The sequence below is a fragment of the Actinacidiphila sp. bgisy160 genome (genome assembly GCF_965342435.1).
Classification (GTDB): Bacteria; Actinomycetota; Actinomycetes; order Streptomycetales; family Streptomycetaceae; genus Actinacidiphila.
In genome coordinates, this window is record NZ_CBDRCM010000005.1 from 85,813 (window position 1) to 107,149 (window position 21,337).

Annotated in this window: 18 protein-coding genes; 8 read left to right on the forward strand and 10 right to left on the reverse strand. The window is 73.1% G+C overall.

Annotated elements, in window-relative coordinates:
* Window positions 1-55 precede the first annotated feature (55 nt).
* Window positions 56-1,501 (reverse strand): ABC transporter permease, encoded by a 1,446-nt coding sequence (locus ACRWNP_RS07075; RefSeq protein ID WP_431960124.1) that lies wholly within the window; start codon window positions 1,499-1,501, stop codon window positions 56-58.
* Window positions 1,502-1,838: 337 nt separating this feature from the next.
* On the opposite strand from ACRWNP_RS07075, the gene ACRWNP_RS07080 reads away from it, so the two are divergent.
* The 3 genes from ACRWNP_RS07080 to ACRWNP_RS07090 all read left to right on the forward strand — a co-directional run bounded on the left by ACRWNP_RS07080 (window position 1,839) and on the right by ACRWNP_RS07090 (window position 5,464).
* A complete protein-coding gene (locus tag ACRWNP_RS07080; RefSeq protein WP_431960125.1) occupies window positions 1,839-3,179 on the forward strand; it encodes a hypothetical protein in 1,341 nt (446 codons plus the stop codon).
* A gap of 366 nt (window positions 3,180-3,545) precedes the next feature.
* Entirely contained in the window at window positions 3,546-4,370 is an 825-nt protein-coding gene (locus ACRWNP_RS07085) for a hypothetical protein (RefSeq protein ID WP_431960126.1), read from the forward strand.
* A gap of 83 nt (window positions 4,371-4,453) precedes the next feature.
* Window positions 4,454-5,464: an aldo/keto reductase gene (locus ACRWNP_RS07090; protein ID WP_431960127.1), complete on the forward strand. Its 1,011-nt coding sequence runs from the start codon at window positions 4,454-4,456 to the stop codon at window positions 5,462-5,464.
* Between the two features lie 69 nt (window positions 5,465-5,533).
* Here ACRWNP_RS07090 and ACRWNP_RS07095 read toward each other — a convergent pair whose 3' ends face one another.
* On the reverse strand, window positions 5,534-6,031 hold the full coding sequence (locus ACRWNP_RS07095) for an N-acetyltransferase family protein (RefSeq protein WP_431960128.1): 498 nt from the start codon (window positions 6,029-6,031) through the stop codon (window positions 5,534-5,536).
* Window positions 6,032-6,084: 53 nt separating this feature from the next.
* A complete protein-coding gene (gene xylA / locus ACRWNP_RS07100) occupies window positions 6,085-7,254 on the reverse strand; it encodes a xylose isomerase (RefSeq protein WP_431960129.1) in 1,170 nt (389 codons plus the stop codon).
* Between the two features lie 73 nt (window positions 7,255-7,327).
* Between xylA and xylB the strand changes: the two genes are divergently transcribed.
* The 3 genes from xylB (at window position 7,328) to ACRWNP_RS07115 (ending at window position 11,082) form a co-directional block, all read left to right on the forward strand.
* Window positions 7,328-8,740: a xylulokinase gene (xylB, locus tag ACRWNP_RS07105; RefSeq protein ID WP_431960130.1), complete on the forward strand. Its 1,413-nt coding sequence runs from the start codon at window positions 7,328-7,330 to the stop codon at window positions 8,738-8,740.
* Window positions 8,741-8,906: 166 nt separating this feature from the next.
* On the forward strand, window positions 8,907-10,058 hold the full coding sequence (locus ACRWNP_RS07110) for an ROK family protein (protein WP_431960249.1): 1,152 nt from the start codon (window positions 8,907-8,909) through the stop codon (window positions 10,056-10,058).
* A gap of 142 nt (window positions 10,059-10,200) precedes the next feature.
* The gene (locus ACRWNP_RS07115) at window positions 10,201-11,082 is read left to right on the forward strand and encodes a prohibitin family protein (RefSeq protein ID WP_431960131.1); all 882 of its coding nucleotides are present in this window, start codon (window positions 10,201-10,203) and stop codon (window positions 11,080-11,082) included.
* Window positions 11,083-11,183: 101 nt separating this feature from the next.
* On the opposite strand, the gene ACRWNP_RS07120 is transcribed toward ACRWNP_RS07115, so the two are convergent.
* Window positions 11,184-12,461 (reverse strand): L,D-transpeptidase, encoded by a 1,278-nt coding sequence (locus ACRWNP_RS07120; protein WP_431960132.1) that lies wholly within the window; start codon window positions 12,459-12,461, stop codon window positions 11,184-11,186.
* Window positions 12,462-12,719: 258 nt separating this feature from the next.
* Window positions 12,720-13,106 carry a hypothetical protein gene (locus tag ACRWNP_RS07125; protein ID WP_431960133.1) on the reverse strand — a complete coding sequence of 129 codons (387 nt, stop codon included), beginning with the start codon at window positions 13,104-13,106 and terminating at the stop codon, window positions 12,720-12,722.
* Between the two features lie 189 nt (window positions 13,107-13,295).
* On the opposite strand from ACRWNP_RS07125, the gene ACRWNP_RS07130 reads away from it, so the two are divergent.
* Window positions 13,296-13,586, forward strand: a complete 291-nt coding sequence (locus ACRWNP_RS07130; RefSeq protein WP_431960134.1) for a hypothetical protein — start codon at window positions 13,296-13,298, stop codon at window positions 13,584-13,586.
* A 29-nt stretch (window positions 13,587-13,615) separates the two neighbouring features.
* Here ACRWNP_RS07130 and hutH read toward each other — a convergent pair whose 3' ends face one another.
* The 5 genes from hutH to ACRWNP_RS07155 all read right to left on the reverse strand — a co-directional run bounded on the left by hutH (window position 13,616) and on the right by ACRWNP_RS07155 (window position 19,517).
* A complete protein-coding gene (hutH, locus tag ACRWNP_RS07135) occupies window positions 13,616-15,181 on the reverse strand; it encodes a histidine ammonia-lyase (RefSeq protein WP_431960250.1) in 1,566 nt (521 codons plus the stop codon).
* A 128-nt stretch (window positions 15,182-15,309) separates the two neighbouring features.
* Window positions 15,310-16,461, reverse strand: a complete 1,152-nt coding sequence (locus ACRWNP_RS07140) for a GGDEF domain-containing protein (protein ID WP_431960135.1) — start codon at window positions 16,459-16,461, stop codon at window positions 15,310-15,312.
* Window positions 16,462-16,560: 99 nt separating this feature from the next.
* On the reverse strand, window positions 16,561-17,364 hold the full coding sequence (locus ACRWNP_RS07145) for an enoyl-CoA hydratase/isomerase family protein (RefSeq protein WP_431960136.1): 804 nt from the start codon (window positions 17,362-17,364) through the stop codon (window positions 16,561-16,563).
* Window positions 17,365-17,434: 70 nt separating this feature from the next.
* Window positions 17,435-18,583: an adenylate/guanylate cyclase domain-containing protein gene (locus ACRWNP_RS07150; RefSeq protein ID WP_431960137.1), complete on the reverse strand. Its 1,149-nt coding sequence runs from the start codon at window positions 18,581-18,583 to the stop codon at window positions 17,435-17,437.
* 91 nt (window positions 18,584-18,674) lie between these two features.
* Window positions 18,675-19,517, reverse strand: a complete 843-nt coding sequence (locus tag ACRWNP_RS07155) for a biotin--[acetyl-CoA-carboxylase] ligase (protein ID WP_431960138.1) — start codon at window positions 19,515-19,517, stop codon at window positions 18,675-18,677.
* A 216-nt stretch (window positions 19,518-19,733) separates the two neighbouring features.
* Between ACRWNP_RS07155 and ACRWNP_RS07160 the strand changes: the two genes are divergently transcribed.
* Window positions 19,734-21,323, forward strand: coding sequence for an acyl-CoA carboxylase subunit beta (locus ACRWNP_RS07160; protein ID WP_431960139.1), 1,590 nt, complete (start codon window positions 19,734-19,736; stop codon window positions 21,321-21,323).
* Window positions 21,324-21,337: the final 14 nt, after the last annotated feature.

The following is a 21,337-nucleotide window of genomic DNA, read 5'->3' on the forward strand; positions in this document are numbered from 1 at the left end:
CACGCCGGGGGGAAGGTGCGGAACGCGGCCCCCGGTCTCGTGGGGCGGGTACGGGCTACTCGACGCGGCGCAGGGCGTCCGCCGGGCGCAGCCGCGAGGCCCGCCAGCCGCCGAATAGTCCGGCGACCAGACCGCCCGCGACCGCCAGGACCACCGCGAGGACGATGGTGTCGACCTCGACCGGCGCCTCGAGGGCGATCTTCAGGGCGCCGGAGGCCGCGCGCCGGGCCGGCCCGCCCGGCCCGAAGCCGCCGCCCGGTCCCTCGGCACCGCCGCCGGCCCCGCCCACGGTCGCCTCCAGGGTGGGGCTGATCGCGGTGATGAGGTACGCGCAGCCGAGGCCCAGGGCGATGCCGAGCCCGCCGCCGACCAGGCCGTTGACGATCGCCTCGCCCATGACCTGCCGGGTCACCCGGCCGCTCTTCCAGCCCAGCGCCTTGAGGGTGCCGAACTCGCGCACCCTGCGGCTGACGGCGGAGGAGGTCAGCAGGCCCGCGACGAGGAAGGCCGCGACGAGCACCGCGATCGACAGCCACCTGCCCACGTTGGTCGCCAGGTCGGAGGCGGTGCTCAGCGAGCCGGAGACCGTGGATGCCAGGTCGGAGGAGGTGGTCACCGTCGTTCCGGAGATGTTCTTCTGGATCGCGGACTTGACGGAGTCGATCTTCTTGGAGTCACTGGCCTGGACGTAGATCGTGGTGACTTTGTCCTTGGCGTCCGCGAGCGTCTGCGCCTGCTTCAGCGGGATGTAGACGTTGGCGGAGGAGGAACCGCTGTCGGCGGTCGCGATGCCGATGACCTCGAACTTGGTGCCGGAGATGGTGAGCGTCTTGCCCACGGTCAGCTTCTTCTGCTTCGCGTAGGCGCTGTCGAGCACGGCCACCTTGGCGTTGCCCTGCGCGCTGGTGAAGGTCTTCCCCGAGGTGATCTTCGACGAGGTCAGCGGGCCGAGGTCGAGGTGGCCGACGTCCGTCCCGTAGACCGTGAAGTTGTTGATGTCGAAGTCGGCGCCGCCGCCGCGCACCGTGCCCTGCGGCTGGCCGCTGCCGCCTTGGCCGCGCGGCCGGGTGCCGCTGCCCGGCGCCTGCTGGAACTCGCCGCGCTGGAACTGGCCGTTGACCTTGATGACGACCAGGCTCAGCCCGCCGACCGCCGCCTTGACCCCGCTCTGCCCGGCGACCTGGTCGACGACCGACGACTGCAGCGACTCGAAGCCCTGCACCATGACGTGGTCGCTGCTCTGCTCCTTGTCGTCGCCGCGCGCGTCGAACCGGAAGCGCGGCCTTTCCGAGGAGGAGCCGGGGTCGGCGGCCTTGGTGACGGTCATGTCGGTGCCCAGGCCGTACAGCGACTCCAGCACCTTGCCCTGGGCCTGCTGCATGCCGGCCGACACCGAGTTGACGGTGATCACCAGGGCGATGCCCAGTGCGAGGCCCGTCGCGATGACGAGCGCCGCCTTTCTGCGGCGTCGGAGTTCGCGCCGAAGATACGTGAAGAACATGCGATTCCTCGCCGAGTCAGGAAAACGGGAAGCGGGGGGAGGTCAGTGCTCCTTCTCCGCTGCCGCGACGCTAGGAACCGGCCGTGATGAGAGCCTGAGCGGTGGATGAGAGGCGCATGAGAAACCCCTCCCCCAGGAGCCGCGCGGCGGCTGCAGTACCTTGCCCTGGCCCTCCCGCACCCCGCCGGGCCGGGCCGGCGGCGGATTCGCGGAAGGCCGGGCGGGAACGCGGACCGGATGAGAAGGTCGGCGCCTGACGGGACATCATGACGGGGAACGTCCCGACGGGGACATCGGTGGGGGCCCGGGTGGCCGCACGAGGTGGGGAGACGCGGAGATGACGGACGGAACGCCGTTGGGCGGCGGCGGTTGGGGCCCCGGTCACGGGACCGGCGGCGGCACGGGGGGCGGCGGCTTCGGACCGCCGCCCCCGCCGGCGCCGCCGTACCCGCCGCAGCCGCAGGCCCACCGCGGAGCGCCCTGGTACCCGCCGCACCCCGGTTACCCCACACCGCCGCCCCGGCGGCGCGGCCCCCTGCTGGCCGTGGCGGGCCTCGCCACCGCGGCCCTGGTCGCCGGCCTGCTCATCTGGGCGCCCTGGAGCGGTGACGGCTCCGGCGACGGCAAGGGCCCGTCGGCGACCGCGCGCAAGGACCCGGCGGCGGAGGCCGAGCGCATGCTCCGGGAGGCGGCGGACACCATGGACAACGCCCAAGTGGTTTCCTACCGCGGCGACTTCGCGCTCGACAGCGGGGCGAGCACCCCGTTCGACCTGCAGACCACGCCCGGCGGCTGGGGCCGCGGCTCGCTGCGGGACGAGGGTGCCACCGTACGGCTGCTCACCACCGACGACCACCGCCTGACCAAGGCCGGCCGTGCCTACTGGAAGGATCGCGGCTACGCGGGCGACCTCCTCGACCGGATCGACGGCCGCTGGCTGGACTCCTCCGCCGACCTGCCCGAGATCGACGATCTGACGACCCCGCTGGACCCGGCCAACGTCTCGGCCCTGCTCCGTGACGCCGCCGGCCGCGGCCGCCCGGACGCCGTCTCCTCCTCCACGGTCGCCGGACACCCCGTCAAGGTGCTGACCACGACCGGCGGCCGCTTCTGGATCAGCGACTCCACCCCGCGCACCCTGCTGCGCCTGGCCGCGGGCGACTCCCCCGCCGCCTCGGGGCCGCTGCCCCTGCCGGACGGTCTGGACACCACGGTGGCCGCCCTCACCGGCGCCGACCGCGAGACCTTCGCCACCGCCTACGACCGGGACCTCGCCGCCCTGAAGTCCGCCGTCGACCCCGCGGTCAGCTTCAGCAGCACCGGGAAGGCCCGCTTCTCGCCCTGCGGCAACAGCAGTTGCACCGCCCGATTCACCATCCAGAACTCCGTGTACGACGGCCTCGGCGACGAGGAGGCGTCCGACGACCCCGTCTACGCGGAGATCAGCATCGCCATCACCCTCGACGGCCGCAAGGTGAAGACCTGCGACTTCCACCGGAAGATGAAGCCCGCCGACACCGTGTCACTCACCTGCACGGCCACCTACAGTGCCGCGACCTCCCGGGACCACACCGTCCGCGGACTCCCCGACGCCTGGGCACGCGCGGTGCCGGACGACGAACTCTCCCGGCTGCGCGCGGACTTCGCCAAGGGCGTCGTGGACGGTCAGGCCGCCTGAGCGGGCCGGCTTCGCGAGAGCGGTGCGCGCTTAACGGCGCGGCCGCCGGTCCGTCTCGCCTGTGGGTGCGCCGCCGTAGAGCCGGGGCCGACTCCACCGGATGCCGGGGCACCGGGGGCCGGTGGTCCGGCACGGCGTGGTGATGGCCGGGGGCCGGTCGCGCAGCGGACCCCTCAAGGACCTTTCTCGTAAGGACGAAGACTCCCCCCTCCCCTCCCAACCCATCACGCGATCGGGTGATTTGAGCGGAAGCGGTGAGTACAGGGCGGTATGGTCGCCGCAGACAACACCACACAGACGACGGCCCCGGCGGGGACGGCAATCCCGGCCGGGGCCTGACCAATCAAGGAAGCAAGGCCCTTCCCCATGGCTGACACCCAGTCTAGTGCGCCCTCGCACGCCCGCGCCGGGACTCCGACGACCGGCGTCGTCCACGTACGCCGCCGCCTTACGGCGGACTTCACCATCCTCTCCAACCGCCTCGCCCAGCGCCCCGGCAGCGCGGTCACGGTGGGCGTCGGCGCGTATCTGCTCTCCGTCCCGGACGGCGTGCCCGTCAGCATCGACGCGCTGCGTGCGCACTTCACCGAGAGCCGGGAGCGGCTGGCCCGGGCGCTGAACGAGCTGGAGGCGGAGGGATTCCTGGAGCGGGTCGTGGTCCGCGAGGGCAACGGGCGAATCCGTACCCGGACCTATGCCCACGACGCGCCGCGGGCGGACGCGCCGACGGCGCCGGAAGCCCCCGCGCCCGAACCCACCCCGGCCGTGGACTGCGACAAAGCCCCCGACGAAGCTCCCGCCACCGTCCGGGAAGCCGCCCCGGGCGCCACCCTCGGTGCGGACGCCCTCGCCGGGGCCGCCGAGGCCGTCCTCGCGTCCCTCCGCGTACGCGACTCCCGCCTGCTGCTCTCCCAGCGCGACATCGCCCGCCTGGCGCCCGGTGTCGCCGCGTGGCTCCGCCTCGGTGCCGAGCCCCGGCGCATCGCCGAGGCCCTCGCCGCGGACCTGCCCTCCGTCCTGACCCACCGTCCGGCCGGCCTGCTCGCCCACCGCCTGCGCGTATGGGAGCCGCCCGCGGCCACGCCGCCGCCCCGAGCGGCCGTCCCCTGGCAGTCCTGCGACTCCTGCGAACGCCCCTTCCGCGGGCACGCCCCGGCCACCTGCCGGGAGTGCCTGGCCGAAGCGGCATGATGCCGTCACGCCCGGACCCCGGGGCGGCCCCGCCGGGGAACGCCCTTGCCGTGAGTCCACTCGAAGGCGTTCGCTGGTACCCCATGAGGTACACACAACTCGGCCGCACCGGCCTCAAGGTCAGCCGCATCGTGCTGGGCACGATGAACTTCGGCGGGCAGACGGACGAGGCCACCAGCCACATGATCATGGATGCCGCCCTGGACGCGGGCGTCAACTTCTTCGACACGGCGGACATCTACGGCGTCGCCGAGGAGAAGGGGCTCACGGAGAAGGTCATCGGCTCGTGGTTCGCGCGGGGCGGCGGCCGCCGCGACAAGGTGGTCCTGGCCACGAAGGTCTACGGGAACATGTCGGCGGACAAGAAGGCGTGGAACGAGGAGTCGTGGCCGAACCACGACCGGCTCAGCGCCCTCAACATCCGCCGGGCGGTCGAGGCCAGCCTGCGGCGGCTCGGCACGGACCACATCGACGTCTACCAGTTCCACCACGTCGACCGGCGCACCCCGTTCGAGGAGATCTGGCAGGCGGTCGACGTCCTCGTCCGCCAGGGCAAGATCCTTCACGCGGCGTCGTCGAACTTCCCCGGCTACAAGATCGCGCAGGCCAACGAGTCCGCCGCGAACCGTGGTTCGATGGGCCTGGTGAGCGAGCAGTGCCTGTACAACCTGGCGGAGCGCAGCGCCGAACTGGACGTGATCCCGGCGGCGCGGGAGTACGGGCTCGGCGTGATCCCGTGGTCGCCGCTGCACCAGGGGCTGCTGGGCGGCGCGCTGCGCAAGGAGCGGGAGGACAGCGGGGCCCGCACCAGGGTGGGCCGGTCGGCGGCGGGGCTGGCCGACCCGGTGGTCCGGGCGCGGGTGCGGGCGTACGAGAATCTGCTGGGCAAGTACGGGCTGGAGCCCGGCGAGGTCGCGCTCGCCTGGCTGCTGACCCGGCCCGGGGTCACCGGGCCGATCGTGGGGCCGCGCACGGTGGAGCAGTTCGCCTCGGCGTTGCGCGCGGTGGAGCTGGAGCTGGACGAGGAGCTGCTGGCGGGTCTCGACGAGATCTTCCCCGGACCGGGCGCCGCCCCGGAGGCCTTCGCCTGGTGACCCGCGGGAGCGTCGGACCGGGCGAACGGCTGGCCAGGCCGCCTCAGGCCCGGTCCACCCGGCGCGGCCCTACGCCGCCGCGATCGGCTTCGTCATGACGCGCTCCGCGCGCCCGTCCGGCATGACCTCGCCGGATTCGCCGGCGTCCACGAAGCCGTTGCGCGTGTAGAGCGCCGTCGCCGGCGCGTTGCCCTCCGCGACGGCGAGGTGGAGCGAGGCAGCGCCCGCCGTGCCCGCGGCCCACTCCTCGACGGCCCGGATCAGCAGGTCCGCGACGCCGCGGCCGCGGGCCTCGCCCGCAACCCACATCGAGATCAACCGGGCGGTGTCCGGGCGTTCGCCGGGGACGCCGCTCGCCATGCCGCGGGGCCTGCCGTCGACGAGGGCGACCAGGTTGTACGAGCCGGCCAGGGCGAGCCGGTCGCGCCAGCGTTCCTCGCGGTCGCCGTCGCCCTGCCAGTCGGCGAGCCGGGCGCCGAAGGCGTGCGGCGCGTCGGCGAGCGCGGCGAGCCGCAGCTCCCGCCAGAGCGGCCAGTCGTCGGGGGTGAGCACACGCAGTTCGATCACCCCCGCAGGGTGCCGCCGGGACGCGCCCGGCGGCAACCGTGTTTCCGGCGGTCTCAGCGGGTGCCGAGCAGGTGGTCCATCGCGAGCTGGTCGAGCTGCTCGAAGGCGGAGCCGCGGGTCGCGACGGCGTCGGCGTCGAACTCCTCGTAGGCGCCGCGGTCGGCGAGCAGGTCGGCCAGGGTCTCGCCCGCGCCGAGGGTCGGCTGCGCCAGCTGGTCCAGGCGGGCGGCCTTCAGCGCCTCCTGCACGGCCGGGTCGGCACGGAACGCGGCGGCGCGCTCCTTGAGGATGAGGTAGTTGCGCATGCCGCCGGCGGCGGAGGCCCACACGCCGTCCATGTCCTCGGTCCGCGGGGGCTTGAAGTCGAAGTGGCGCGGGCCCTCGTAGCCGGCCGACTCCAGCAGGTCGACCAGCCAGAACGCGGAGCGCAGGTCGCCGGCGCCGAAGCGCAGGTCCTGGTCGTACTTGATGCCGGTCTGACCGTTGAGGTCGATGTGGAAGAGCTTGCCGTGCCACAGCGCCTGGGCGATGCCGTGCGGGAAGTTCAGCCCGGCCATCTGCTCGTGGCCGACCTCGGGGTTGAGGCCGACGAGCTCGGGGTGGGCCAGCTCGTTGATGAACGCCAGCGCGTGACCGATGGTCGGCAGCAGGATGTCGCCGCGCGGCTCGTTCGGCTTGGGCTCGATGGCGAAGCGGATGTCGTAGCCCTGCTCGATGACGTACTCGCCGAGGAGGTCGAAGGCCTCCTTGAAACGGTCGAGGGCGACCCGCACGTCCTTGGCGGCGCCGGACTCGGCGCCCTCGCGGCCGCCCCAGGCGACGTAGACCTTGGCGCCCAGCTCGGCGGCGAGGTCGATGTTGCGGATGGTCTTGCGGAGCGCGAAGCGCCGCACCTCGCGGTCGTTGGCGGTGAAGCCGCCGTCCTTGAAGACCGGGTGCGTGAAGAGGTTGGTGGTGGCCATCGGCACCTTGAGGCCGGTGGCGTCCAGGGCCTGGCGGAAGCGCTTGATGTGGCCCTCGCGCGCGGTGTCGTCCGAGCCGAAGGGGATCAGGTCGTCGTCGTGGAAGGTCACGCCGTACGCGCCGAGCTCGGCCAGCCGGTTGACGCTCTCGACGGGGTCGAGGGCGGGGCGGGTCGCGTCGCCGAAGGGGTCGCGGCCCTGCCAGCCGACGGTCCAGAGACCGAAGGTGAACTTGTCCTCGGGGGTGGGGGTGAAACTCATCGCGGCGGCTCCTATTCGTAAGACCACTGAACAAATTAATATGCCATCGCCGCTTTGTGAAGGGAGCCGCAGGATGGGTAACGGACCGATCGCGCTGGGTGTGGACAGCTCCACCCAGTCGACCAAGGTGCTCGCCGTCGACGTGGAGACGGGCGAGGTACTGGCCAGGGGGCAGGCCCGGCACACGGTCAGCGAGGGCGCGGGCCGCGAGACCGACCCCGAGGTCTGGTGGCGCGCGCTCGGCGACGCGCTCGCCCAGCTCGGGCCGTACGCGGAGCGCGCCGACGCCATCTCCGTCGGCGGCCAGCAGCACGGCCTGGTCGTCCTCGACCCGGCCGGCAGGCCCCTGCGGCCCGCCCTGCTCTGGAACGACGTGCGGTCCGCCCCGCAGGCCGACGCCCTGGTGGAGCGGCACGGCGCCGAGCACTGGGCGCAGCGCTTCGGCAGCGTGCCCGGCACGAGCTTCACCGTGACCAAGTGGGCGTGGCTCACCGAGCACGAGCCCGAGACCGCCAAGGCCGCCGCGGCGGTACGCCTCCCGCACGACTTCCTCACCGAGCGGCTCGCCGGCGCCGGCGTCACCGACCGGGGCGACGCCTCCGGCACCGGCTGGTGGGCCACGGACACCGAGACGTACGACGAGGCGCTGCTCGCGGAGATCGGCCTCGACCCCGCCCTGCTGCCGAGGGTCCTGGGCCCCGGCGAGGCCGCCGGTGTCACCCTGCCCGGACTGCCGTTGCGCGAGGGCGTCCTGGTCGGCGCGGGCACCGGCGACAACGCCGCCGCGGCCCTCGGCCTCGGGCTCGTCCCCGGTCAGCCCGCGCTCAGCCTCGGCACCTCCGGCACGGTCTACACCGCCGCCACCACCCGTCCCACCGACCCCACCGGCATCGTCGCCGGCTTCGCGGGCGGGCACGGCGGCTGGCTGCCGCTGGCCTGCACCCTCAACTGCACCCTCGCCGTCGACAAGATCGCGGGGCTGCTGTCGCTGGACCGCGAGGCGGTCGAGGCGGGCGGCAGGACGGTGCTGCTGCCGTTCCTCGACGGCGAGCGCACGCCCAACCTGCCGTACGCCTCCGGGCTGCTCACCGGGCTGCGGCACGACACCACTGCGGGGCAGATCCTCCAGGCCGCGTACGACGGTGCGGCGTACGCCCTGCTCACCGCCCTCGACCAGGTGCTCGCGGTCGACGGCACCACCTCGGACGAGCCCCTGCTGCTCATCGGCGGCGGCGCCCGCGGGACGGCGTGGCGGGAGACCGTGCGGCGTCTGTCCGGGCGGGCCGTCCGGATCCCCGTCGCGGACGAACTCGTCGCGCTGGGCGCGGCCGCGCAGGCCGCGGGACTGCTCACCGGGCAGACCCCGCAGGACATGGCCCGCCGCTGGAACACCACGGCCGGTCCCTCCTACGACCCCGTCCCCCGGGACGACGCCGCTCTCGACCGCCTCGCCACGGCGCTGGCGGACGCCTTCGGCGTGCGGTGAGCCGGGGCGCCCCGCCCGGTGGCCCGGCCCCCGGCGGGGCGTGCGAGGGTGGCGGCAGGACGACGTTGACCAGGACGGATGACGGACGACAGCGGAAGGGGACCGGGGCGTGGCGGAAAGGCCGGGGTCGCAGGCGGGATTGCGACGGCGGAATCTGGCGCTGGTGATGCGAGCCGTGGCGGACCACGGCGAGGTCTCGCGCGCGGCCGTCGCCGCCGAGGTCGGCCTGACCCGGGCCACCGTGTCGACCCTCGTCGACGAACTGCTCGCCGCGGGCCTGCTCGTGGAGCTGGGCACCCAGCGCCCCGGGACGGTCGGCCGGCCCGGCACCGCCCTCGCGCTGAACGACACCGGCCCGGCGGGCCTCGGCGCCGAGGTCGGGGTGGACCACCTCGCCGCCATCGCGGTGGACCTGCGCGGCACCGTGCGCGCCCGGGCCCGCGTCGAGGCGGACAACCGCGGCCGTCCGGCGACGGAGACGCTGCGCGAACTCGCGGCGCTCGTCGCCGAGGTGCGGCGGGAGGCGCGGGCCGCGGGCCTGAGCCCGGCCGGACTGACGCTCGCCGTGCCGGGCCTGGTCGGCCGGGACCGGCAGGTCGTGATGCGGGCGCCGAACCTCGGCTGGGAGGACGTCGAGCCGGCGGGCTGGTTCGACCGGGCCGACGGCGACGGTCCGGCCGGAGCCCGCATCCCGGTCGCCGTCGAGAACGAGGCCAACCTCGGCGCCCTCGCCGAGCTCTGGCTGGGCGGCCACGAGGGCGTCACGGACTTCGTGCACGTCTCGGCGGAGATCGGCATCGGCGCGGCACTGGTCGTCGACGGCCGGCTGTTCCGCGGGGCGCGGGGCTTCGCCGGGGAGCTCGGCCACGTACCCGTGCACCCGACGGGCCCCCGCTGCTCCTGCGGGGCCCGCGGCTGCCTGGAGCAGTACGCGGGCGAGGAGGCCGTGCTGCGCGCCGCGGGCATCGCCCCGGAGCGGCCGGACGCGCTGAAGGCCCTCCAGGCGGCCGCCACGGAGCAGGACCCGGCGGCGCTGAAGGCGCTGGCGGCCGCCGGCCAGGCCTTCGGGATCGCGCTGAGCGGCGCGGTGAACCTGCTGGACCCGCAGGCCGTCGTGCTGGGCGGCACGCTGGCCTCGCTGGCGCCGTGGCTGCGGTCGGCCGTCGAACGCGAGCTGGACCGCCGCGTGACGGACCGTCAATGGCCCGCGGACGCCGTGCTGGTGTCCCGGCTGGGCCACGAGGGCGTGCTCCTCGGGGCTGCGTACAGCGTGGTGCGCGCCGTCCTGGACGACCCCCAGTCGCTGCGCACCCGGTAACCCCCCGTACAGCCCGGCGACACCCTCGCAACAGCTGGTCACGCAGCGCGCGGAGCCGTCACCCGCGGCCGTTACGATGCGCTGCGCGGCGCGGCCGGGGGCGGCGCCGGTCCGTGGTCCCGGAGGGGGATTTTTTGTGTTCGTGCTGTCCATCCTGCTGCTCATGGCGGCGGTCGCGCTGTTCTTCGTCGCCCGGGGCCAGAGCTCCGGCGGCTGGAGGCTGGGAGCGGCGCTCAGCGCCCTGGCGGGCGTGCTGGCGGGCGTCTTCGCCTGCGTCCACGTCGTGAGCGCCTACGAGGTCGGCGTCCCGGTGACCTTCGGCAAGGTCGGCTCGCCGCTGACCTCCGGTATCCACTTCAGGTCGCCGTTCACCGATGTCACGTCGTTCTCCACGCGCCCGGTCGACCTCGACCTGCACGACAAGGACGTGGTCGAGGTCCGCTCCTCGCAGGGCGGGGTGCTCTACGCCGACGTCACCATCAAGTGGGCCGTGGTGCCCGCCAAGGCCGTCGAGCTCTACCGGCTGGCCGGCAACGAGGAGGCCATCCAGTCGCGGCTGGTGATGCCCGACAGCCGTGAGATCATCCGCAACGTCTTCGCCGCGCACACCAGCGAGGAGGGGTACGCCTCCGCCCGCGAGCGGATCGGCTCGGAGATCGACTCCCTGATCAAGCAGCGCCTCGCCCCGCGCGGCATCGACGTCACCGCGGTGAACCTGCGCAATGTGCGGCCCTCCCGCCAGTTGCAGGAGCAGATCGACAAGAAGATCCAGCAGCAGCAGGCCACCGAGCGGGCCGTCGAGGCGGCAAGAACGGCCAAGGCAGAGGCGGAGCGCAAGCGGATCGAGGCGGAGGGCATCGCGAGCGCCAACCGGATCATCGCGCGGTCGCTGAGCGACAAGGTGCTCTACAACCAGTGCCTGGACGCCTACCGGGAGGCCGCCAAGTCCCATCCCGTGTACGCGGTGCCCTGCGGCACCGGCTCCGACGGCTCCCCGGTCATCGTGGACGGCACGAAGGACTGACGGCCCGGCGGCGGAGGGCGCCGCTCCCGCCCCCGAACGCCACAGGGGCCCGGAACCTCGCGGTTCCGGGCCCCTGTCGCCGTTCGGGGGCGGGAGCGGTCTCAGACCGCGCTGCCCGCCTTCCACGCGCTCCAGCTCATGTTCCAGCCGTTGAGGCCGTTGCCCGGGTCGACGGTCTTGTCCTTGGAGTTCTTCACGGTCACGACGTCCCCGACGATCGAGTTCGTGTAGAACCAGTAGGCGTCGGTGGAGGTGTCCTTGGCGCCCTTGGTGTCGTTCAGGCCCACGCAGCCGTGGCTGGTGTTGACGTTGCCGAACACCGAGTCGGCACCCCAGTAGTTGCCGTGGATGAAGGTGCCGGACGTGGTCAGGCGCATGGCGTGCGGCACGTCCTTGATGTCGTACTCGCCCTTGCCGTCGTCGTCGGTGAAGCCGACGGTGGCGCCGTTCATCCGGGTCTCGGTGAACTTCTCGGAGATCACCATCTGGCCGTTGTAGGTGGTGTTCTCGTCGGAGCCCGCCGAGATCGGGATGTCGCGGATGACCTTGCCGTCGCGGACGACCTTCATCCGGTGGCTGGCGGCGTCGACCGTGGAGACCTGGCTGCGGCCGATCTTGAAGGTGACGGTCTTCTCCTGGACCCCGTAGACGCCGCTGGAGCCCTCCACGCCGTCCAGGTTCAGCTTCAGGGTCACCGTGGAGCCGGCCTGCCAGTAGGACTGGGGACGGAAGTCCAGCCGGGTGGAGTTGAACCAGTGGCCGACGACCTCCTGGCCGCTGCTGGAGCTCACCGAGATCGCGGACTGGACGGCCTTCTTGTCCTCGATGGCCTTGGTGAAGTTGATCGAGACCGGCATGCCCACGCCGACGGTCTGGCCGTTCTCGGGCGTGTAGTAGCCGATGAAGCTGTGCTCGGGACTGACCGTGGTGAAGGTGGAGTTCTCGGCGGCCTTGCGGCCCTTGCTGTCCTCCGCCTTGGCGGAGATCTTGTACTGGGTGGCCCGCTCGAGCTGGGCGTTGGGGGACCAGCTCGTGCCGTCCGCGGAGATCGTGCCCGCGACCTCGGAGCCGTCGGCGACCGAGGTCATCACCACGCTGGTGAGCTCACCGTCGGCCACCTGCACCTTGGCGCCGGTGTTGATGCTGACGTTGTCGGCGCCGGTCTTGGGGGTGATCGATATTCGGGCGTCAGACGCGTCCTTGGCCGCCTGCTCGTCGACCGAGGCCTGCGACTTGACGTTGCTGTCGGAGCCGGCGGTGCCCGCCTTGTCTCCCCCGCAGGCGGTCAGCGTGATCGCCCCGACGGCCAGCAGCGCCAGAGCTGCCAGCCCGGCTCGCCGCTTGCGAGAGGGACTCGTGTCGGTGGCTGTGCCGGTCACGGCGCGCTTCACACAGATCTCCAATGTCTTGGTACGCGTTTCCCCCGGCCCGCGTGCGTCGCAGGCCACGGCCCTCGATCGAGCCTTACTCGTACGTCCAGGAACTGCCAGGGTCTTTGGTCCGTTCCCCAACACCTCGAAGTGTGGGGAAGAACACGTGCGTGACGCACGTGACATGGGCGCGGCCCCGCGGCCCGTGCGAAACCCCGGACCCTGAAGGGCCCGGGGCAGGTGAGTCACGCGGTGGCGAAGACGCGTTCAGCGTCCCCGCGGTTCCTCCTCGTCGATGTCGGCTTCGTCACCCGCGTCGTCGTCGGCCTCGTCGTCGTAGAGGTCCCACTCGTCGGAGTCGGGGTCGTACTCGGTGTGGGCGCAGGACCAGGACGCCTGCACCAGTTCGATCCCCGGCACGCTCGTGACCAGGTCGAAGGGATCGACCAGGTACGCCAGCGCCTCCGACTCGTCCTGCCGCACCGACGCCTCGGCGTGTTGCCGCTCGTCGTCCGGCATGTACTCGTCGCCGCCGATCTGCTCCAGCGCGGCGTCGGTCAGCTCGCCGGACCCGGTGATCTCCAGGACCAGCTCCACCTGGAGCCGCACGTAGCGCGGCCCGCTCTCCCCGGCGGGGATGTCAGTAGTGCTCATGTGACGGAGCGTATGCGGGGGAACGGCCCCCGTTGCGCAGGCAGCCCGCTTCCGGCGCGGAAGGATACCCGTGGCGGCCCTCCGGGAACCCGCGGAAGCCGCGGTTCCGGGACCGAACTTCCCTCAATGGCGCTTGTCTCACTACCATCGGCCTTCACGGTCAAGTCGCCGCAACCGCTGGGGGATCCGTTGACCTCGCACCGTCCACCCGCCTTCGTCGCCATCACGGCGGCCGCCGTCCTCGGCGCCCTGTACTTCGTGCCCAACGCGTCCGCCAGCGCCGAGCACACGGCGAACACGAGCGCGCAGTCGTCCGCTTCGACCACCGCCACCACCGGGCCGGGAACCGGCCAGGGGCAGCACCTGGCGGACACCGGAAGCGTCGACACCACGCCGTACCTCGTCGGCGGGACCGCCTTCCTCGGCCTGGGCGCGGCGCTCGTGATCAACGCGAGCCGCCGCGCCCGCGACGCGTACTAGGACCGCCCCCGGCCCCTTGGGGGCCGGGGTCAGGCGAGCGGGCCGGTCACCGACTCTGCCGCCGCCACCAGACCGCCGCCGCGCACGAAGTCGTACGCCGCCTCCAGGTCCGGGGACAGGAAGCGGTCAGGACCGGGGCCGCCCACTCCGGCCTCACGCGCCGCCTTGAGCACCGCCCGGGTCGCCGGGGCGGCCACCAGCACCTCGCTGCCCTGCACACGCAGCTCGACGGCGCGGGAGGCGGCCATCAGCTCGACCGCGATGATCCGGGCGAGGTTGTCCACCGCCTGCCGCAGCTTGCGGGCGGCCGACCAGCCCATCGACACATGGTCCTCCTGCATCGCCGAGGACGGGATGGAGTCCACCGACGCGGGCACGGCGAGCCGCTTGTTCTCGCTGACCAGCGCGGCCTGCGTGTACTGGGCGATCATCAGGCCGGAGTCCACGCCCGGGTCGTCGGCCAGGAAGGCCGGCAGTCCGTGCGAACGGCTCTTGTCCAGCAGCCGGTCGGTGCGCCGCTCCGCTATCGAGCCGAGGTCGGCGGCGGCGATGGCCAGAAAGTCCAGCACATAGGCGACGGGCGCGCCGTGGAAGTTGCCGTTGGACTCCACACGTCCCTCCCCGGCGGCACCCCCGAGGAGGACGACCGGGTTGTCGACGGCCGCGGCCAGTTCCCGGTCGGCCACCGTCATGGCGTGCGCCACGGTGTCCCGGCCGGCGCCGGCCACCTGCGGGGCGCAGCGGATCGAGTACGCGTCCTGCACCCGGGGGGCGTCGTCCTGGTGGTGCCCGGTGAGGCCGGAGCCGGCGAGCACGCGGCGCATGTTCTCGGCGCTGGCCGCCTGGCCGGGGTGCGGGCGGATCGCGTGCAGCTCGGGGGCGAGCACCTTGTCGGTGCCCAGCAGCGCCTCCAGCGACAGCGCGGCGGTGACGTCGGCGGCGGTGAACAGCCGCCGCAGGTCCTCGATGGCCATGACGAGCATGCCGAGCATGCCGTCGGTGCCGTTGATGAGGGCCAGGCCCTCCTTCTCGCGCAGCTCGACGGGCTCGATGCCGTGCTCGGCCAGCAGCTCCGGCACGGGGCGCACGACGCCGTCGGGGCCCTCGGCCTCGCCCTCGCCCATCAGGACCAGCGCGCAGTGCGACAGCGGCGCCAGGTCGCCGGAGCAGCCCAGGGAGCCGAACTCGTGGACGACCGGGGTGATGCCGGCGTTGAGCAGCGCGGCCATCGTCTCGGCGACGACGGGACGGACACCGGTACGGCCGGAGGCCAGCGTCTTCAGCCGCAGGAACATCAGGGCGCGCACCACCTCGCGCTCCACCCGCGGACCCATGCCGGCGGCGTGCGAGCGCACCAGGCTGCGCTGCAGCTGCGCGCGCAGCTCGGGGCTGATGTGCCGCACCGCGAGCGCGCCGAAGCCCGTCGAGACCCCGTACACCGGCTCTGGTTTCGCCGCCAGTGCGTCCACGACCTCGCGCGCCGCGGCGATCCCGGCCAGCGCCTCCGCAGACAGCTCGACCCGCGCACCGTCGCGGGCCACCGCCAACACGTCCTCCGCCGCGACCCCGTGGGCCCCGATCACCACGTTATGCATACTCATATTCACGAACCCTACGGACTGAATCGCTACCTGTCACGTGCCGGACGGACGTCTTCCACGCGGTCCTCGCCGCACCCGCCGGCCCGGTCCCATCGTCCGCTCCCCGGCCCGCCGGGCGGCGCTCAGTCCCGCCCCCGGAAGCGGCGCCGCTCCACGTCGTGGCCCGAGGGCTGGTCGGCGAGCCGGACCACCGGGTCCTCGGGCGCCCCGCGCCCGGCGACCACCGGCTCCACCGAGTGCAGGGCCTTCGCCCGGTACTGGGCCGCGTCCGCCAGCCGGAACAGCCGGCGCCCCGAGGTCACCGCGCCGATCTCGGCGTCCGTGGACGCCACCCCGACCGCGACCCCGTCGCCCAGCCCCAGCCACTTGGTGCGCACGCACAGCTCCTCGGCGACCGCCACGACCTCCTCCGCGCGGTGCCCGACCGAGAGCAGGCAGAACTCGTCGCCGCCCAGCCGGGCCACCAGGCTGCCCTCCAGGGCGGCCCCGCACAGCGACAGCACGGAACCGAATCCGACCAGCAGCCGGTCGCCGACAGCGTGCCCGAGCTGGTCGTTGACCCGCTTGAGCCCGTTGAGGTCGCAGACCACCAAACTCACCGGGGTCCCGTCGGCACGGTGCCGTTCCACCGCCTCCTCCAGCCGCTGGTCGACGGCCCGCCGGTTGGCCAGCCCGGTCAGCGGGTCGCTGAAGGCCAGCCGGCGCACCTCGGCCAGCCGCTCGGTCTGGGCGATCCCGGCCGCGGTGAGCGCCGCGAGCACGGTCGCGAACTCGGCGTCGTCCCGGTCGAAGACCGGTCGCCCGGCCCCCCTGGCCACGTACAGCTCGCCCCAGGCGAGCCCGTGCAGCATGATCGGCGCGACGACGCAGGAGGTCCGGCCGCGCCGCCGCAGCGTGGCCACCCGCTGGTGGCAGTAGGCGCCGGTACGGCCCTGCGCCGGGCCCTCGGCGGTCTCGATCCAGGCGTGCGGCTCGCCGCCCTCGGTCCACTTGGCGTGCAGGAACTCCACGATCTCCGGGAAGTCCGCGACCGAGTAGACCTCCTCGGCGGGCTGCGGCTCCTCGCCGGGTGCCAGGTCCCCGTCGTTGACCAGCACCCGCAGCCGTCCCCGGTCGCGTTCCCAGCGGGAGATCGCCGACATGGAACCGCCGAGCGCGGCCCGCGCCGAGGACGCGGCGGCGACGGCCGCCTCCATCGGCGACTTCGCCGCCGCCACCGCCCGCGCGAGTTCGGCGACGGCGCGCAGCCGAGCGTCCCCGCCGGTGCCGTTCATGCGCCCGTCTCCTGTCGCCCGCGGACTTTTTACCAGTTTGCGACGTTCGCACGGCCCCGCACGTTACGCGCCCGGCGGCGCGGACGTTTTACCCCCCGATCACTCACCCGGCCACACCGGGTCACGCTTCTCGTTGAACGCCGCGACGCCCTCGGCGCGGTCACCGGAGAAGGCGACCGTGCGCCACGCGGCGTCCTCGACGTCCAGCCCGGTCCGCAGGTCCGTGCCCTGGCCCAGCCGCAGCGCCCGCTTGGCCGCCCGCAGGCCGACCGGCGAGTTCGCAGCGATCCGGGTGGCCAGCGCGAGCGCCTCCACGCGGTCCTGGCCCTCCTCCGCGAGCACGTCGACCAGCCCCAGCGCCAGCGCCTCCGCCGCGGCCACCCGGCGCCCGGTGAAGATCAGCTGCGCCGCCCGCGCCGCGCCCACCCGGCGCGGCAGCAGCTGCGTGCCGCCACCGCCGGGGATGACACCCACCGTGACCTCCGGCAGCCCCACGACGGCCGTCGGGTCCGCGACGATCACGTCGCACGCCAGCGCCAGCTCGTACCCGCCGCCGAGGGCGAAGCCGTGCACCGAGGCCACCGTCGGCATCGGCAGCTCCAGCACCGCCGTGTAGGCGGCACGCGTGTACGGGCGCTGCCGCGCGAGGTCGGCGTCGGTGAAGGAGTTGCGCTCCTTCAGGTCGGCGCCCACGCAGAACGCCCGCTCGTGGGTCGAGGTGAGCACCACGCAGCTGACCGACCGGTCGCCGGACAGGGCCGCGCACGCCTCGGTGACCGTCCGGGCCATGTCCGTCGAGATGGCGTTCATCGCCTTGGGCCGGTCCAGCACCAGTTCCGCCACCCGCCCGGCGTCACCGTGCCTGCGTACTGCCACCCACTCGCCAAACCGCTGCTCGGCCATCGCGCCGCCACCTCCGGGTCGCTGTTAACGATCGTGAACCGTCGACCGCCAGCGTAGTGGGCGGACCCGATCAGCCGCCCCGGCGGTTCAGCAGCCAGGGCTCGACCACGCCGAGACCGCGCACCGGCCGCCGCCACATGGGCTGCAGCGCGAAGCGGTACTTCTCCTCCGACCCGGGCTCGATCTCCGCCTCCGACTCGGGAGCCTCGCCCGCCGCGACGAGCGCCTGCGCCAGCTCGCCGTCGACGAGCACCGCGTCCCGGGGCGCTATCGAGGTCAGCCGGCTCGCCAGGTTCACCGTGGTGCCGAAGACGTCGCCCATACGGGTCGTGACGGTGCCGAAGGCCATGCCGACGCGCAGCGCCGGCATCGTCTCGTCGCCGTTCATCGTCTCGATGAGCCGCATGCCGATCTCGGCGGCCGTCCCCGCGTCGTCGGCGATGAACAACACTTCGTCGCCGAGGGTCTTGACGAGCCGTCCGCCGTGCGCGGCCACCTGGTCGGCGGCCGTGGTCTCGAAGGCCTCGACCAGCTCGCCGAGTTCCTCCTCCTCCAGCCGGCGGGTGAGCCGGGTGAAGCCGACGAGGTCCGCGAAACCGACCGCGAGCCGGCGGTCGACGGCCTCTTCGTCGTCGGAGCGGACGACCCGGCTGGTGGCGGCGGCGAGCTGCCGGCGCCACACGTACGTCAGGAACTCCTCCAGCTCCGGCAGCAGCAGCTCGACCAGCGGATAGGCCACCTCGCCCCGGGTCATGCCGGGTTCGGGCGGCTCGGTGAGCTCCTCCAGGAAGGAGTCGGTCTGCCACTCGGCCAGCCGGGCCGTGGTCTGACCGGTGGACCGGGCGACCTGGATCGCCGTGCTCTCGCTGATCAGCCCGGCCTCGACCAGACCGGCGAGCCGCCGCAGCGCCAGGACGTCGGCCTCGGTCAGCGCGCGTGCCTGGCCGATGTCGGCGAAGCCCATCGCACGCCAGAACCGGGCGGCCAGGTCCATCGAGACACCGGCGCTGCGGGCCGCCTGGAAGGGTGTGTAGTGCCGTCCGGAACCGAGGATCAGCTGCTCCAGACGGAGCGCGATCGGGTCCTCCTCGATGCCGTGGGACCGGGCGGTTCCGCCCCGTTCCTCGGGCTCTTCGCGCTCCTCGCGTTCCGCCTGCTCGTCACGAGGCCCGCCCGGCTCTTCGTGCGGCGGGAGGTCGCTCGCGTCGTCCACGGTCACCGCCCGCCCCCTCCTGGGTCCCTGTGTACCGGCCCTTCCGATCACCGTGCCGGAGGCTGCCGCATCAACAATACGGCAGGTGTGGTCTGGCTCACTCTCCCGCCGGGCGCACGTGGACGACGTCGCCGGCGGCGACCGCCTGTTCGCCCTCGCCGGTCGCGACGACCAGTCGCCCGTCGTCGTCGACGGCCACCGCCCGCCCGGCCACCTGGCCCCCACCGGGGAGTTCGGCGCGCACGGCACGGCCGAGCGTCACGCAGCCGGCGGCGTACGCCTGCTGCAGGCGGGAGGCGGCCGGGTCGCCCTCGGCACGCAGCCACTCGCCGTACCAGTCGGCGAGGGAACGCAGCACGGCGCGCAGCAGCGGATCGCGGTCGGTGACCTTGGCCCCGGCGAGCGCGAGCGAGCCCGCGGCGGGAACCGGCAGCTCCTCCTGGCGGAGCGTGACGTTGAGGCCGATGCCGATCACCACGGCGTCGTCGCCGACGCGCTCGGCGAGGATGCCGCCGGTCTTGCGCTCCTCGCCACCGACCGTGACGAGCACGTCGTTGGGCCACTTCAGCCCCGTGTCCACGCCCGCCGTCCGCGCCACCGCGGTGGCCGTCGCCACGCCGGCCAGCAGCGGCAGCCAGCCCCAGCGCCGGGGCGGGACGGCGGTCGGCCGCAGCAGCACGGAGAGGAAGAGCCCGGAGCGGGCGGGGGCCTGCCACTGGCGGTCCAGGCGGCCGCGACCCGCGGACTGCTCCTCGGCGACCAGGACCGCGCCCTCGGCGGCGCCTTCCCGGGCCCGGGCGCCCAGGTCGCTGTTGGTGGAGCCGGTGGAGTCGACCACGACCAGGTCGGTCCACAGGCTGTCGGGGGTGACGATCGCGCGGCGCAGGGCGGCCGCGTTGAGCGGCGGCCGCTCGAGGTCGGACCAGCGGTTCGAGGTCATGTGTCCAGCCTAGGGTCTGCCCTCCGGATCGCCGCGGACGCGCCTGCCGGGTGCCGGGACGACGCGGCGCCCGGCAGGGCGGACCCTGGGAGTGGAGTGTGGCCAACGCCGCACTGACCGGGCAGCATCCGCGCGGTTACGCTACGAAAACAGCATTACTCGCCAGTCACGTCACACCCTCAGAACGACCCGACGAGAGCAGGAGAGCCGCCTCCCATGGCCGAGCCGGAGATCGACATCCACACCACCGCGGGGAAGCTCGCGGACCTGCGCCGCCGTATCGACGAGGCAACCCACGCCGGCTCGGCGCGCGCGGTGGAGAAGCAGCACGCCAAGGGCAAGCTGACCGCGCGTGAGCGCATCGAACTGCTGCTGGACGAGGGCTCCTTCGTCGAGCTGGACGAGCTGGCCCGGCACCGCTCGACCAACTTCGGCCTGGAGAGGAACCGCCCCTACGGCGACGGTGTCGTCACCGGCCACGGCACCGTGGACGGCCGCCCGGTGGCGGTGTTCTCCCAGGACTTCACCGTGTTCGGCGGCGCGCTCGGCGAGGTCTTCGGCGAGAAGATCGTCAAGGTCATGGACTGGGCGCTGAAGACCGGCTGCCCGGTCATCGGCATCAACGACTCCGGCGGCGCGCGCATCCAGGAGGGTGTCACCTCGCTCGGCCTGTACGGCGAGATCTTCCGCCGCAACACCCATGCCTCCGGTGTCATCCCGCAGATCTCGCTCATCCTGGGCCCCTGCGCGGGCGGCGCGGTCTACTCCCCCGCCATCACCGACTTCGTGGTGATGGTCGACCAGACCTCGCACATGTTCATCACCGGCCCTGACGTCATCAAGACCGTCACCGGTGAGGACGTCGGCTTCGAGGAGCTGGGCGGCGCCCGTTCGCACAACACCGTCTCCGGCAACGCGCACCACATGGCCGGAGACGAGAAGGACGCCATCGAGTACGTCAAGGCCCTGCTGTCCTACCTGCCGTCCAACAACCTCCAGGAAGCCCCGGCCTTCCCGCAGGAGGCGGAAATCGAGGTGTCGGCGGAGGACCTCGAGCTGGACACCCTGATCCCGGACTCGGCGAACCAGCCGTACGACATGCACCAGGTCATCGAGCACGTCCTGGACGACGGCGAGTTCCTGGAGACCCAGGCCCTGTTCGCGCCCAACATCGTCACCGGCTTCGGACGGATCGAGGGCCACCCGGTCGGCGTCGTCGCCAACCAGCCGATGCAGTTCGCCGGCTGCCTGGACATCAACGCCAGCGAGAAGGCCGCGCGCTTCGTCCGCACGTGCGACAGCTTCAACGTCCCGGTCGTCACCTTCGTCGACGTCCCCGGCTTCCTGCCCGGCACGGACCAGGAGTGGAACGGCATCATCCGGCGCGGCGCCAAGCTGATCTACGCGTACGCCGAGGCCACGGTCCCGCTGATCACGGTGATCACACGCAAGGCCTTCGGCGGGGCCTACGACGTCATGGGCTCCAAGCACCTCGGCGCCGACCTCAACCTGGCCTGGCCGACCGCCCAGATCGCGGTCATGGGCGCCCAGGGCGCGGTCAACATCCTGCACCGCCGCACCCTGGCCGAGGCGGGTTCCCCGGAGGAGGCGGAGGCGCTGCGCGCCCAGCTGATGCAGGAGTACGAGGACACCCTGCTCAACCCGTACGTCGCCGCGGAGCGCGGCTACGTCGACGCGGTCATCCTGCCCTCCGAGACCCGCACGCACCTGGTGAAGGCGCTGCGGACGCTGCGCAACAAGCGCGAGAGCCTGCCCCCAAAGAAGCACGGCAACATCCCCCTGTAAGGAGCGCGCCCAGC

Excerpts from the sequence above, each read along its gene's own strand:
- ACRWNP_RS07075 (WP_431960124.1), bottom strand. The coding sequence starts at position 1,501 with ATGTTCTTCACGTATCTTCGGCGCGAACTCCGACGCCGCAGAAAGGCG.
- ACRWNP_RS07080 (WP_431960125.1), top strand. The coding sequence starts at position 1,839 with ATGACGGACGGAACGCCGTTGGGCGGCGGCGGTTGGGGCCCCGGTCAC.
- ACRWNP_RS07085 (WP_431960126.1), top strand. The coding sequence starts at position 3,546 with ATGGCTGACACCCAGTCTAGTGCGCCCTCGCACGCCCGCGCCGGGACT.
- ACRWNP_RS07090 (WP_431960127.1), top strand. The coding sequence starts at position 4,454 with ATGAGGTACACACAACTCGGCCGCACCGGCCTCAAGGTCAGCCGCATC.
- xylA (WP_431960129.1), bottom strand. The coding sequence starts at position 7,254 with ATGAGTTTCACCCCCACCCCCGAGGACAAGTTCACCTTCGGTCTCTGG.
- xylB (WP_431960130.1), top strand. The coding sequence starts at position 7,328 with ATGGGTAACGGACCGATCGCGCTGGGTGTGGACAGCTCCACCCAGTCG.
- ACRWNP_RS07110 (WP_431960249.1), top strand. The coding sequence starts at position 8,907 with ATGCGAGCCGTGGCGGACCACGGCGAGGTCTCGCGCGCGGCCGTCGCC.
- ACRWNP_RS07125 (WP_431960133.1), bottom strand. The coding sequence starts at position 13,106 with ATGAGCACTACTGACATCCCCGCCGGGGAGAGCGGGCCGCGCTACGTG.
- hutH (WP_431960250.1), bottom strand. The coding sequence starts at position 15,181 with ATGCATAACGTGGTGATCGGGGCCCACGGGGTCGCGGCGGAGGACGTG.
- ACRWNP_RS07140 (WP_431960135.1), bottom strand. The coding sequence starts at position 16,461 with ATGAACGGCACCGGCGGGGACGCTCGGCTGCGCGCCGTCGCCGAACTC.
- ACRWNP_RS07145 (WP_431960136.1), bottom strand. The coding sequence starts at position 17,364 with ATGGCCGAGCAGCGGTTTGGCGAGTGGGTGGCAGTACGCAGGCACGGT.
- ACRWNP_RS07155 (WP_431960138.1), bottom strand. The coding sequence starts at position 19,517 with ATGACCTCGAACCGCTGGTCCGACCTCGAGCGGCCGCCGCTCAACGCG.
- ACRWNP_RS07160 (WP_431960139.1), top strand. The coding sequence starts at position 19,734 with ATGGCCGAGCCGGAGATCGACATCCACACCACCGCGGGGAAGCTCGCG.